We start from the raw sequence: 12,317 nt of genomic DNA on the forward strand, positions 1-12,317 counted from the left end.
CTTTAGCCTTTCGCGCTTGGAATTCCACTCGCCATTGGGCAAAAGGCGCGCGATTTTCCCCGATGAGCCTGTCTCTGTCCCTTCCCCGCCGTGATGCGCCCCAATCCCGACCGCTGCTGCGGCAGCTGGGCGGCGTGGCCTTGGCGCTGGCGTTGCTTGGGGGCGGCTATGCGCTGGTGGCACAGGTCGCGGGCGATCGCGGCATCGCGCCGACTGCGGCCAGCGCGGATATCGAGGTGCGCGGAATCAGCGTCGATGTCACCGCCGACAGCGCCGAGGAAGCCCGCGCCAAGGGCTGGCGTGAGGCGCAGCGCAAGGCCTGGGACAAGATCAAGGGGCCCAAGATTTCCGACAGCCAGCTCGACGGTCTGGTTTCCGCCATCGTGATCGAGCGCGAGCGGTTGGGGCACAAGCGCTATATCGCGACGCTCGGCGTGGTGTTCGATCGCCAGCGCGCCAGCGGCTATCTCGGCGGAGCGCAACAGGCGACTCGCTCGGCGCCGATGTTGCTGATCCCGGTCGAAGTCAGCGGCGGCACCTACACCGCCTTTGAACAGCGCAATGCCTGGCAGCGCGCCTGGGCCGGATTCAATCCGGGCCGCAGCCGCATCAATTACGTGCGCCCGAGCGGGGCAGGGGGCGATTCGCTGCTGGTCAATTTCGGCCAGACCGGGCGCCACAGCCGCGCGTGGTGGCGCAGTACGCTCGATCAATACGGCGCGGGCGACGCGCTGATGGCCTTCGCGCGGATCGATCACCAGTTCCCCGGCGGGCCGGTGAACGGCACCTTCACCGCGCGCTATGGTCCGGATAGCCACCTGCTTGAAAGCTTCACGCTTGAGGCATCGGGGCCGGACGAACTGCCCGACATGCTCGCCCGCGCAGTCGAGCGTATGGACGCGATTTTCACCGGCGCGCTCGAAAGCGGCAAGCTGCGGCCCGATCCGACCTTGCGGCTCGGCGGTTCGGGCGAGGTCGATCCCGCGATCGCTCGCCTGATCGAGATTGGCCGGGCCGTGCGTGAACGGGCTGCGGCGGATGCTGCGGCAGCGGCGGCAGGCAATCTGCCGCAGACCAATGCGCAGCCGGTTGCCGGAGCCGAGACCAGCGAGGCGGCAGTGCGCAGCATCGTCGTCCAGTTCGCCACCCCCGATGCAGGTGCGTTTGATGCGACGCTCGGCGCGGTGCGTGGGACGACAGGGGTGCGCGGCGTTGGCGTCACCAGCACTGCGATCGGCGGCACGTCGGTAATGAGTGTGAGCTTTGCCGGCACGCTGGAAGAACTCGCAGCAGCGCTGGAGGCGCGCGGGCTGACGGTGCGGCGGGGATCGAACGCGCTCGCCATCAGCCGCTGACCGGGGCCGGGAGCCGCGTCGATGAGCCGCCATTCCCCTTCGCAGATCGCGCTGCCGCTGACGGCGCGCAACGCCGCCGGAGCACAGCGTATCGTCGTCGGCAATGCCAATGCGGCGGTGATCGAGGCGTTGCAGGACCCGGCGCGCTGGCCGTTCCACGTTGCCGTGCTGACCGGCCCGCCACGTTCGGGCAAGAGCCTGCTGGCGCGCTGGGCCCAGAGCCTTCCCGCAGACGGGCAGATCGAAGTGATCGACGATGCCGAGCGCGTCGACGAGACCGAACTGTTCCACCGCTGGAACGCGGTGCAGCAGGGTGGTTCGCGCGAAGGCGGGGCGCTGCTGATCGTCGCCAATGCCGATCCTGAACATGGCGGGTGGAGAATCGCCTTGCCCGATCTTGCCTCGCGCATCGGCGGTTCGCTGCAACTTGCCATCGGCGCACCCGATGATGCGATGGCGGGCGAGTTGATCCTTGCCCATGCCGAGCAGCGCGGATTGACCCTGCCCGATGGGGCGGCCGAATATCTCGTCCCGCGCACCACCCGCAGCTTTGCCGCAATCGAGTCGCTGGCGGCCACAATCGACCGCATCAGTCTTGAACGTCAGTCGCCCGCCACCATGTCGGTATGGCGCGCCGCGCTCGAAGCCCTGCACGGGCCGGAGCAGCAGCGCCTGTTCTAGCCTGCACGAGTTGCATCGCGCGGCGTTTGGTGGGAATGATATGGCCATGTTCGAGCGCCTGATCAGCTATCTGGACTCGGTCCGCGCGCGCGACCCGGCGCCGCGTTCGCGCTGGGAAATCCTGCTTTATCCGGGCGTTTGGGCGCTTGGCTTTCACCGCATCGCGCACTGGCTGTTCCAGGCGAAGCTCTATTTCCTCGCCCGTTTCGTGAACCATCTGTCGCGCCTTTTGACCGCGATCGACATTCACCCGGGCGCAACGATCGGGAAGAATTTCTTCATCGACCACGGCTTCACCGTCATCGGCGAGACCGCGGAGATCGGCGACAATGTGACGATCTACCAGTGCGTGACGCTGGGCGGCACCAATCCCACCAGCGGCAAGGGCGGCAAGCGCCACCCGACGCTGATGGACAATGTCATCATCGGTTCGGGCGCGCAGATCATCGGACCCATCGTGGTGGGAGAGCGGGCGCGGGTGGGCGCCAATGCGGTGGTAACCGATGACGTGCCCGCCGGTGCGACGATGATCGGGCTGAAGGCCCGTTCGACGCTGGTGCCGGCTGAACAATGGCTGCGAGAATTCATCCCCTACGGCACGCCCTGCGACGATCCGCCTTGCGACGATGAAGGCATGCCGCGCCGCGACTGCGTCGAAAAGCTCGAGGCCGAGCTGGCGGGCGTGAAGGCCGAACTTGCGGAAATGAAGGCGCTGCTTACCGAACGCGGCGCGCCGGTGCAGGAAGAACTGCCGTTGAAGAGCGGGACCGAAGATTGACCGGGGACAGGGTTTGAAGAACGCGGGGCAGGTTCCGGGGCTGGCCGGACAGGTTGTGGCCTTCCCGGGCCGCGCGGCAGAGCAGGTCGGGTTCGAACGGCCCGAACTCATGCGCATTCTCGATCTCTACGGCCGCATGGTCGCTGCCGGGGAGTGGCGCGATTACGCGATGAGTTTCGATCGCAACGCCGCCACTTTCGCCGCCTTCCGCCGCGCCGCCGAACGCCCGCAGGCGCGGCTGGAAAAGCGCCCGGCGCTCAGGTCCAAGCAGGGGATGTGGACGCTTTTCGGCGAACACGGACAGGTGCTCAAGCGCGGGCACGACCTCGCCAACGTCCTCGCGCCGATGGAACGGCGGCTGCTGAAGGCGGTGGATTAGGTTTCGCAAAAGCAAAGGCCCGCCCCCTTGCGGGGACGGGCCTTGCCTGATTGATGCGAACCGGATCAGCCGCGTGCGCTGCTCGGACCCGTGCCGGTGACCTTCTGCATCGCCTTGAGGATGTTGGCCGACTGCTCGCTGCCCGACTGCGGGGCGATGAGGTTGGTGAAGGCGCTGATTTCCTCCCAGCGGGCGGCGAAGCCTTCGACAGTGCGCTCGCCTTCCGGCAACCACACGGCGTCGTTCATCACCGTCCAGGCCGAGTGGTAACCGCCCGCACCCGCGCCGACGATGGCGTTGGTGGGCGCATCTTCACTGACGAGGTAAAGCGCCGCCGGCACCACGTTTTCGGGTGCGAACAGCTTGAAGGCTTCTTCGGGGAAGAGGTCTTCGGTCATGCGGGTGCCCGCGACCGGTGACAGCGTGTTGACGCGCACGTTGTACTTCGCGCCTTCGAGCGCAAGCGTCTTGGTCAGACCGGCAAGACCCAGCTTGGCTGCGCCGTAATTGGCCTGACCGAAATTGCCGAACAGACCGGTCGAGGATGCGGTCATGAGGATGCGGCCATAGCCCTGCTCGCGCATGGTTTCCCACGCCGCCTTGGTGGCGAAGGCCGAGCCGGTGAGGTGCACCTTGACGACGAATTCGAAGTCGGCGGGCTCCATCTTGGCGAAGGTCTTGTCGCGCAGAACGCCGGCGTTGTTGATGAGAACGTGCACGCCGCCCCACTTCTGCTTGGCGTCGGCGATCATCTTTTCCATCTGATCATATTCGGTCACCGAAGCGCCGTTGGCGATCGCCTCGCCGCCCATCGCCTCGATCTCGGCGACGACCTGCGCGGCCGCGTCCGAGGTGCCGGTGCCGTCCCGCGAACCGCCCAGATCATTGACGACAACCTTGGCGCCGCGGCGTGCGAGCTCCAGCGCGTAGGCCTTGCCCAGACCGCCGCCGGCGCCGGTGACGATGGCAACCTTGTCCTTGAAATCGATGCTCATGCGTGTCTCTCCTGTCTTGCGAAGGGGCGGGCATGGCTATGCTTTACGCCCGCGTAAACCCGATTGCGGGCGCTGCGTGGCACTTTCTCTCGCCCCATGCAACAGTCGAACTGACAGAGTGCGATGCCGTAGGGTCAGGTGGCGCGTTCGAGGCCGTGCAAGGCGGGAATCAGGCCCGCAAACGAATCGATCACCGCGTCCGCGCCCAGCTCGTGCGGGGGGCGGTCGCAATAGCCATAGGCCGCCGCGATCACCGGAACGCCCGCGGCTTTGGCGGCGCGCACATCATAGGTCGAATCCCCGATGAAGGCCATGCGCCCGCCGCCGGTCGCCGTGCGCGCGGCCAGAACCGGGGCGGGATGCGGCTTGGCGAGGAACTGGCCGTCTTCGCCCTTGCCCATGGAATCGCCGCCGATCACGGTTTCGAACGCGCCGATCAGATCGAGATGGGTGAGGACATTGCGGGCGAAGGCTTCGAACTTGTTGGTCACCACCGCCATCCGCACACCCTGCGCGGCGAGCTCATCCAAAGCTTCGCGCACGCCGGGATAGGGCACGGTGTGGACCGCGTTGTTCTGTTCGTAAAATGCCAGCATCGCCTTGTAGAGCCGCTTGAATTCGTCCTGCGGCAGGCCGCCCTGCGCCTCAACCGCGCGGGCGAGCATGATCTTGGCCCCGCCGCCGATCAGATCCTTGCTGGTTTCAACCGAAACCTCTTCAAAGCCGCCCAGCACCAGCGCGTGATTCACCGCCGCGCCCAGATCGCGGAAGGTATCGAGCAGGGTGCCGTCGAGGTCGAAGCCGATCGCGTCGAAGGGAATTTTGTTCATCCGCGTGCGCGTGGCGGATGCTTCTTCATTCCGCAAGCATTTGCTGGCAGATGCGGCATGACTTACAGGGGCCGACATGAACGACACGACCACTCCCTTTGCCGCCATCATCCTTGCTGCGGGCAAGGGCACCCGCATGAAGAGCGATACGCACAAGGTGCTGCACAAGATCGCCGGGCGCGCGATGCTCGAACATCTTATGGCGAGCGTCGATGAGCTGGCGCCGGAACGCCTTGCCGTCGTCGTGGGCGCGGGGCGCGAACAGATCGAGGCAGCGGTGGGCGACCGCGCGGCGACCTGCCTTCAGGAACCGCAGCTCGGCACAGGGCACGCGGTGCAGCAGGCCGAAGGCGCGCTGGCGGGTTTTGCGGGCGATGTGCTGGTGCTGTACGGCGATGTGCCCTTCGTGAAGGCCGCGACGATGCGCGCCATGCTCGAACGGCTCCACGCGCCCGACAGTCCTGCTGCCGTGGTGCTGGGCTTCGAACCCGACGATCCGCTCGCCTATGGCCGGGTGATCGCGGATGACGACGGCCGCATCATCAAGATGGTCGAATACAAGGACGCTGACGAGGGCGAGCGGGCCTGCCACCTGTGCAATTCCGGCCTTATCGCAGCCCGGGCCGAAGATCTGTTCGCGCTGCTGCGCCGGGTCGGCAATGACAATGCCCAGGGCGAATACTACCTGCCCGATATCGTCAATATCGCCATTGCCGACGGGCGCACCTGCGCGGTGATCGTGGCGACAGGTGCCGACGAGGTATCGGGGATCAATTCGCGCGCCGAACTCGCCGCTGCGGAAAGCCGCTGGCAGGCCGCCCGCCGGCTTCGGGCGATGGACGAAGGCGCAACCCTGATCGCGCCGGATACGGTGTTCTTCAGCTGGGACACGCAGGTCGGCCGCGATGTCACGATCGAACCCAATGTGTTCTTCGGACCCGGCGTGACCATTGCCGACAACGTGCTGGTGCGTGCCAATTCCCATATCGAGGGCGCGAAACTGGCGAGCGGCGTCAAGGTCGGCCCCTTCGCCCGCCTGCGTCCGGGCACGGTGATGGAGGAGGGCAGCTTCATCGGCAATTTCGTCGAGGTGAAGAACGCGGTGATGCACGCAGGCGCCAAGGCGAGCCACCTCACCTATCTGGGCGATGCCACCATCGGTGCCGGCGCGAATATCGGCGCAGGCACTATCACTTGCAATTACGACGGTTACTTCAAATACCGCACCACCATCGGCGAGCGCGCCTTCATCGGTTCGAATTCGGCGCTGGTCGCGCCCGTCACCATCGGCGCGGATGCGATCGTGGCGGCAGGTTCCACCGTCAGCCGCGACGTCGCGCCTGGCGAGCTCAGGATGGTGCGGGCCGAACAGCTGGTGAAGCCCGGCTGGGCCGACCGCTTCCATGATGCGATGAAAAAGAAGAAAGCGGCGGAAAAGAAGTGAGCAACGAGCTAGCCCCGCTCACCTGCTGGCTGTGCGAGCGCCCCTTGGGCGACATCATCCAGTGGCATCACCCCGTACCCAAGGCCAAGAAGGGCAAAGTGAAAGTGCCGGTGCACCCGATCTGCCACAAGACGATCCACGCGAATTTCACCAATAACGAGCTGGCACGGATCGGAGACAATACCGAAGTGATCCGTGCCAATCCCGCCATCGCCAAATTCGTCGCCTGGATCGCGAACAAGCCCGCCGATTTCGACGCACCGACCCGCTGAGGCGGGCTAGGCGCTCAGGCGTCCTGCATCCGCGCCGCCTCGCTGCTGCGGGCCCCTCCGCTGGCGATATAATCGGCTTCCCACTGTTCGAACTCGGTGCGGCTCAGCAGGTAGCGCTGGCGCGCCTCGTGAAAACTGATCGCCTGTTCCCGCACGGCGCGCACCACGTCATCCTTGCGCGCTTTCGACCAATGGACGCGGTGGCTCTTGGGCAGGCCGTATCGCTTGATCGCTTCGGAAATCGAAATATCCCTGGGGTACGCCATTCGTCAGCTCCTTCTCGTGCTCGTGCTGTCATCGCCCCCGATGAACACAAGTCTTGCGGAGCAGGCTTAACCAGACCCTGCGGAACAGGGTTAAATTGCCCTTTACGACCCGTCCCGTGCCGCGCGTGCGACGAGCCGAGGGCAAAGTGTCGGCTTGTTTTACAGGCAGTTGCGTTGGCCTACGGCGGCTAACGCAAAAGGGGCGGCTCCTTGCCGGAAGCCGCCCCTTGCGTGGCCATTACGATGCGAAGGTTACTCGCCCGATAAAGGTTCGGGCGCGTCCATCAGGCGCTGCATCAGGTAGATGAATTGCAGCGCCTGAAGCTTGGCGCGCTGTTCGTTGTCGACCCCGCCGGAATGGCCCCCGGTGGTGTCCTCGAAGTAGTAATAAGGCTGGCCCAGCGCCTTCAGCTTGGCCGCACCCTTGCGCGCGTGGGCGGGGTGAGTGCGGTCGTCAGCCGTGGAGGCCCAGAGGAACGGTGCGGGGTAGTCCACGCCCTCCACAATCTTCTGATAGGGCGAATATCCCTCGATCCAGGCGCGCTGTTCGGGAATGCGCGGATCGCCATATTCGCCGATCCACGATGCCCCGCGCCCGATGAGGTGATAGCGCAGCATGTCGAACAGCGGGATCTGCACGATCGCCGCGTTCAGCAAGTCTGGCCGCTGGGTGAAGAAGGTGCCCACCAAGAGCCCGCCCTGCGAGCCGCCTTGGATGCCGAGGTGCTGCGGCGAAGTGAAGCCGCGCTTCACCAGATCCTCGCCCACCGCGATGAAATCGTCCCAGGTGCGCTGCTTGTTCTCGCGGATTGCGGTCTGGTGCCACATCGGCCCGAACTCGCCCCCGCCGCGCATATTGGCGAGCACATAGGCGCCGCCCTTTTCCACCCACAGCTTGCCGGTGGAACCGAGGTATCCCGGCAGGCGCGGCACCTGAAAGCCTCCGTAGCCGGTGAGCAGGGTTGCGGTGCTGCCGTCCAGCGTCATGTCCTTGGGCTTGACGATGAAATAAGGGATCTTCGTCCCGTCCTTGCTGGTCGCCTCGTGCTGTTCGACCTCCATGCCTTCGGGGTCGAAATAGGCCGGGCTGGTCTTGAGCACGGCGGGCGCATCAGTGCCGTCCGAATAGTAAAGCGTGGTCGGTTCGAGGAAACCGCTCACCGTGTACATGATCTGGTCGGTCTCGTCCGAGGAGGCCGCAATGCTGAGCGTCGCGTTGTCGGGCAGGGGCACCTGCTTGCTGACCCACGCGCCGTTTTCAAAATTGAACTGCAGCACCTTGCCCACGACATTGTCGAGCAGCGTCACGAACAGCGCATTGCCGGTGATCGAACCGCCCTGCTTGGTCTGGCGTTCGCCCGGCGCCCACACCAGCGTCTTCTTCGCGCCGTTGGGGTTGGCCTTCCATTCCTCCAGATCGACCGCGATCAGGCTGTCGGCGGGGAAGGTTTGCCCGTCCACCGTCCAGTCCACATCGGTCGAAAACAGCAGGTGGCCGTCAACGATGCCGTAGGGCGCGGCCTTGGTCGGAATGTCCATCTTCAGCCATTCGCCGTCCTTCCAGACGTAGAACAGGCGTTCGTGAAAGCTGATCCCGCGATAGGCGGTGCGGGCGTGGATCGTGCCGGTATTGTCGCGCAGCAGGCTGGCGCCTGCCGAAACGTCGGTGGGATCGCCGCGGAAGATTTCCTCGGCATCCTCGATCGCCGTGCCGCGCTTCCAAACGCGGCTGGTGAAGGGATATTCGCTTTCGGTCAGCGTATCCTCGCCGAAGCTGCGGCTCACCAGCAGCGTGTCCTCGTCGATCCAGCTCGCGCCGCCCTGGCTCTTGCTGTCGAGTACGAAGCCGCCTTCGACGAACTGCCTGGTCGAGGTGTCGAATTCGCGCAGGATGGTGGCATCTTCGCCCCCGTCGGACAGCGCGATCAGGCACTTGGTGCGCGCGGGCGGCAGGCAGGACGAGCCCTGATAGACCCATTCCTTGCCTTCCGCCTTGGCGAGCGCGTCGATGTCGAGCACCACTTCCCATTCCGGGCTGTCGGTGCGGTAGCTTTCCAGCGTGGTGCGGCGCAGGACACCCTTGGGGTTCGCTTTGTCCTGCCAGAAATTATACAGGCCGTCGGGGCGGAAGCTGACGAAGGGGATGCGATCATTGCTGTCGAAGATCGCCAGCGCCTCGGCCTTGAGCTGGGCATAGCGCGGGTCGGCTTCGAAGGCGGCCAGCGTGCGCTCGTTCTCCTTGGCGACCCAGTCCAGAGCCTCGGGGCTGCGTGCCTCTTCCAGCCAGATGAAGGGATCCTGTTCGGGGCCGGGAACGCCGGGAACGGGGGTTTCGTTGGCGGCTGCAGCGCCGGTGGTTGCAGTGATCGTCATAGCGAGTGCCAGGGCAAGGGTTGAGACAAGTTTCAAGCGTCCTCTCCTCAAGAGCGATTTCGAGCGTACTGCCATCAGTGCGCGGCTCGGAAATCGCGCCAGAAAACAAAGAAAGCGATCTCTCGCTTTCCGAAATACCGAGCGCATTTGTGGCCGGATAGGCCCGCAAAGGGAAGGGGATACAAACAAAAAGGGCGAGCCATCGGCCCGCCCCTGTTGGTCGTTCGTCGATTGCCTGAAGGTGTCAGCCTTCGACATGCTCCGCCAAAAAGGGCGAGCCATCGGCCCGCCCCTGTTGGTCGTTCGTCGATTGCCTGAAGGTGTCAGCCTTCGACATGCTCCGCAAGCACGGTGAGGCCCTTTTCGTTGACCTCGGCAAAGCCGCCGCGCACCTGAATGACTTCAGGCGCAGCGCCCGCGCTGGCGAACACCTGCACTGCGCCGTCGCGGATCGTGCTCATGAAAGGCGCGTGGCCTTCGAGCACCCCGAATTCGCCCTCGGTGCCGGGGACGACCACCATGTGGACGTCTTCCGAACGGACGAGCTTGGCCGGGGTGACGAGTTCGAAGTGGAGGGGCATGGTGCCTTACGCCTCTTCGGCCAACTTCTTGGCCTTTTCGATCGCCTGCTCGATGCCGCCGACCATGTAGAAGGCCTGCTCGGGCAGGTGGTCATATTCGCCGTCGACCACCGCCTTGAAGCTCTTCACGGTGTCTTCGAGCTGCACGAAGCAGCCGGGGATGCCGGTGAAGACTTCCGCGACGTGGAAGGGCTGCGAGAGGAACTTCTGCAGCTTGCGCGCGCGGGCGACGATCAGCTTGTCTTCTTCCGACAGTTCATCCATCCCGAGAATGGCGATGATGTCCTGCAGGCTCTTGTACTTCTGCAGGGTTTCCTGAACGCGGCGGGCGGTTTCGTAGTGCTCGGCACCCACGACGCGCGGTTCGAGAACGCGGCTGGTCGAATCCAGCGGGTCCACCGCCGGGTAGATGCCGAGTTCCGAGATCGCGCGGCTCAACGTGGTCGTCGCATCAAGGTGCGCGAAGCTGGTGGCCGGGGCCGGGTCGGTAAGGTCGTCCGCGGGAACGTAGATCGCCTGCACCGAGGTGATCGAACCCTTGGTGGTCGAAGTAATGCGTTCCTGCAGCTTGCCCATGTCGGTCGCCAGGGTCGGCTGGTAGCCCACCGCCGAGGGGATACGGCCGAGCAGCGCCGACACTTCCGAACCCGCCTGGGTGAAGCGGAAGATGTTGTCGACGAAGAACAGCACGTCCTGGCCTTCGACGTCGCGGAAATATTCCGCCATGGTCAGGCCCGACAGCGCCACGCGGGCACGCGCGCCCGGGGGTTCGTTCATCTGACCGAACACGAGCGCCACCTTGGAGCCTTCCGAGGTCGCATTGCCATCGGCATCCTTGGCGATAACGCCAGCGTCGAGGAATTCGTGGTAGAGGTCGTTGCCTTCGCGGGTACGCTCACCCACGCCGGCGAACACCGACACGCCGCCATGACCCTTGGCGATGTTGTTGATGAGCTCCTGAATCAGCACGGTCTTGCCGACGCCCGCGCCGCCGAACAGGCCGATCTTGCCGCCCTTCGCGTAAGGCGCGAGCAGGTCGATCACCTTGATGCCGGTGACAAGGATCGCGGCTTCGGTCGACTGGTCGATGAAGGCCGGAGCTTCGGCGTGGATCGGGGCGGTGCTTTCCGCGCCGATGGGGCCGCGCTCGTCGATCGCTTCGCCGACGACGTTCATGATGCGGCCGAGCGTCTTCGGGCCGACCGGCACCGAGATCTGCGCGCCGGTGTTGATCACTTCCGCGCCGCGCACGAGGCCTTCGGTCGCATCCATGGCGATGGTGCGCACGGTGTTCTCGCCGAGGTGCTGGGCGACTTCGAGCACCAGCGTTTTGTCGCCGTTGCGGGTTTCGAGCGCGGTAAGGATTGCGGGCAGTTCGCCTTCGAACTGCACGTCGACGACAGCGCCGATGACCTGGCTGATGGTGCCGTTGGTGGTCTGGTTGAGAGCGGGGGCGGTGGCCATGATGTGTTCCTTAGCCTTCGTATTAGAGCGCTTCTGCGCCCGCGATGATTTCGATGAGTTCGGTGGTGATCGCGGCCTGGCGGCTGCGGTTGTACTGGATGGTCAGCTTCTGGATCAGCTCGCCCGCGTTGCGTGTGGCGTTGTCCATCGCGGTCATCGAGGCGCCCTGTTCGGAAGCCTCACGCTCGAGCAGCGCGCCGAACAGCTGGGTGCGCACATAGCGCGGCAACAGCTCCTCGAGGATTTCCTCCTCGCCCGGCTCGTAATCGACCACCGCATCGCTCGCCACCGCATCGGTGGGGGCGGGGACGGGGATCAGCTGGTTCACGGTCGGGTCCTGCGCCAGCGCCGACTTGAAGGTCGGGAAGATCAGGTGCGCGACATCGAACTTGCCGGCGTCGAACATGGCGATCAGTTCATCGGCGATGCTTTCCGCCTCGTCGAAGCCCGGGGTCTTGACCGTGCTGGTGTCGAAACCGCCGCCGATCAGGTTCGGGTATTCGCGCTTCAGCGGCGCGCGGCCCTTCTTGCCGACGAGGTAGAATTCGACCGTCTTGCCAGCCGCCTGCAACTCGCGCGCCTTGACCTTTGCTGCCTTGACGAGGTTCGAGTTCAAGCCGCCGCACAGCCCCTTGTCGGTGTTGACCACCACAAGCAGGTTGCGCTGGTCGCTGCCGGTGCCGGCCAGCAGGCGCGGGGCGGCATCGCCCGACACCTTGCCCGCCAGCGATGCCATCACCGCGGCAAGGCGCGTCGCATAGGGCCGCGCCGCCTCCGCCGCGCTTTGGGCACGGCGCAGCTTGGCCGCCGCGACCATCTGCTTGGCCTTGGTGATCTTCTGGGTCGACTTGACCGAGTTGATCCGGCCCTTGAGTTCCTTGAGTGAGGGCACGTCAGGG

Annotated in this window: 13 protein-coding genes; 6 read left to right on the forward strand and 7 right to left on the reverse strand. The window is 65.2% G+C overall.

Features of this window, described 5'->3' with window-relative positions; genetic code table 11:
* The first annotated feature begins 62 nt into the window (after positions 1-62).
* Genes OIK40_RS07805 through OIK40_RS07820 form a run of 4 tightly spaced genes read left to right on the forward strand, consistent with a single transcriptional unit; the run spans position 63 to position 3,193 of the window.
* Positions 63-1,355 carry a heavy-metal-associated domain-containing protein gene (locus OIK40_RS07805; protein WP_273677571.1) on the forward strand — a complete coding sequence of 431 codons (1,293 nt, stop codon included), beginning with the start codon at positions 63-65 and terminating at the stop codon, positions 1,353-1,355.
* Between the two features lie 21 nt (positions 1,356-1,376).
* A complete protein-coding gene (locus tag OIK40_RS07810; RefSeq protein WP_273677573.1) occupies positions 1,377-2,036 on the forward strand; it encodes an HdaA/DnaA family protein in 660 nt (219 codons plus the stop codon).
* Between the two features lie 46 nt (positions 2,037-2,082).
* Entirely contained in the window at positions 2,083-2,814 is a 732-nt protein-coding gene (gene epsC, locus OIK40_RS07815) for a serine O-acetyltransferase EpsC (RefSeq protein WP_273677575.1), read from the forward strand.
* A gap of 13 nt (positions 2,815-2,827) precedes the next feature.
* Complete coding sequence (locus tag OIK40_RS07820; protein ID WP_273677577.1) at positions 2,828-3,193, forward strand: DUF2794 domain-containing protein; 366 nt, start codon at positions 2,828-2,830, stop codon at positions 3,191-3,193.
* 65 nt (positions 3,194-3,258) lie between these two features.
* On the opposite strand, the gene OIK40_RS07825 is transcribed toward OIK40_RS07820, so the two are convergent.
* A complete protein-coding gene (locus OIK40_RS07825) occupies positions 3,259-4,188 on the reverse strand; it encodes an SDR family NAD(P)-dependent oxidoreductase (RefSeq protein ID WP_273677579.1) in 930 nt (309 codons plus the stop codon).
* Positions 4,189-4,322: 134 nt separating this feature from the next.
* Positions 4,323-5,018, reverse strand: coding sequence for an HAD-IA family hydrolase (locus OIK40_RS07830; protein ID WP_273677581.1), 696 nt, complete (start codon positions 5,016-5,018; stop codon positions 4,323-4,325).
* A 76-nt stretch (positions 5,019-5,094) separates the two neighbouring features.
* On the opposite strand from OIK40_RS07830, the gene glmU reads away from it, so the two are divergent.
* Together glmU and OIK40_RS07840 are read left to right on the forward strand one after the other, a co-directional pair.
* Complete coding sequence (glmU, locus tag OIK40_RS07835) at positions 5,095-6,462, forward strand: bifunctional UDP-N-acetylglucosamine diphosphorylase/glucosamine-1-phosphate N-acetyltransferase GlmU (RefSeq protein ID WP_273677582.1); 1,368 nt, start codon at positions 5,095-5,097, stop codon at positions 6,460-6,462.
* On the forward strand, positions 6,459-6,734 hold the full coding sequence (locus tag OIK40_RS07840; protein ID WP_273677584.1) for an HNH endonuclease: 276 nt from the start codon (positions 6,459-6,461) through the stop codon (positions 6,732-6,734). The genes glmU and OIK40_RS07840 overlap by 4 nt, the downstream gene beginning before the upstream one ends.
* A 14-nt stretch (positions 6,735-6,748) precedes the next feature.
* Here the strand turns inward: OIK40_RS07840 and OIK40_RS07845 are convergent, their stop codons facing one another.
* From OIK40_RS07845 to OIK40_RS07865, 5 genes are all read right to left on the reverse strand, one after another.
* Entirely contained in the window at positions 6,749-7,000 is a 252-nt protein-coding gene (locus OIK40_RS07845) for a DUF1153 domain-containing protein (protein WP_273677585.1), read from the reverse strand.
* Between the two features lie 252 nt (positions 7,001-7,252).
* Complete coding sequence (locus tag OIK40_RS07850; protein ID WP_273677586.1) at positions 7,253-9,373, reverse strand: prolyl oligopeptidase family serine peptidase; 2,121 nt, start codon at positions 9,371-9,373, stop codon at positions 7,253-7,255.
* A 323-nt stretch (positions 9,374-9,696) separates the two neighbouring features.
* A complete protein-coding gene (locus tag OIK40_RS07855; RefSeq protein WP_273677588.1) occupies positions 9,697-9,954 on the reverse strand; it encodes an ATP synthase F1 subunit epsilon in 258 nt (85 codons plus the stop codon).
* 6 nt (positions 9,955-9,960) lie between these two features.
* Positions 9,961-11,418, reverse strand: a complete 1,458-nt coding sequence (gene atpD, locus OIK40_RS07860) for a F0F1 ATP synthase subunit beta (RefSeq protein WP_273677589.1) — start codon at positions 11,416-11,418, stop codon at positions 9,961-9,963.
* A gap of 22 nt (positions 11,419-11,440) precedes the next feature.
* Positions 11,441-12,310, reverse strand: a complete 870-nt coding sequence (locus tag OIK40_RS07865) for a F0F1 ATP synthase subunit gamma (protein WP_273677590.1) — start codon at positions 12,308-12,310, stop codon at positions 11,441-11,443.
* Positions 12,311-12,317 lie beyond the last annotated feature (7 nt).

Origin of the sequence: Erythrobacter fulvus (assembly GCF_028595285.1) — a bacterium.
GTDB lineage: Bacteria > Pseudomonadota > Alphaproteobacteria > Sphingomonadales > Sphingomonadaceae > Erythrobacter > Erythrobacter fulvus.

Bases quoted from the DNA above. Each gene is read 5' to 3' on its own strand.
- OIK40_RS07805 (WP_273677571.1), top strand. From the start codon at position 63: ATGAGCCTGTCTCTGTCCCTTCCCCGCCGTGATGCGCCCCAATCCCGA.
- OIK40_RS07810 (WP_273677573.1), top strand. From the start codon at position 1,377: ATGAGCCGCCATTCCCCTTCGCAGATCGCGCTGCCGCTGACGGCGCGC.
- epsC (WP_273677575.1), top strand. From the start codon at position 2,083: ATGTTCGAGCGCCTGATCAGCTATCTGGACTCGGTCCGCGCGCGCGAC.
- OIK40_RS07825 (WP_273677579.1), bottom strand. From the start codon at position 4,188: ATGAGCATCGATTTCAAGGACAAGGTTGCCATCGTCACCGGCGCCGGC.
- OIK40_RS07830 (WP_273677581.1), bottom strand. From the start codon at position 5,018: ATGAACAAAATTCCCTTCGACGCGATCGGCTTCGACCTCGACGGCACC.
- glmU (WP_273677582.1), top strand. From the start codon at position 5,095: ATGAACGACACGACCACTCCCTTTGCCGCCATCATCCTTGCTGCGGGC.
- OIK40_RS07845 (WP_273677585.1), bottom strand. From the start codon at position 7,000: ATGGCGTACCCCAGGGATATTTCGATTTCCGAAGCGATCAAGCGATAC.
- OIK40_RS07850 (WP_273677586.1), bottom strand. From the start codon at position 9,373: ATGACGATCACTGCAACCACCGGCGCTGCAGCCGCCAACGAAACCCCC.
- OIK40_RS07855 (WP_273677588.1), bottom strand. From the start codon at position 9,954: ATGCCCCTCCACTTCGAACTCGTCACCCCGGCCAAGCTCGTCCGTTCG.
- atpD (WP_273677589.1), bottom strand. From the start codon at position 11,418: ATGGCCACCGCCCCCGCTCTCAACCAGACCACCAACGGCACCATCAGC.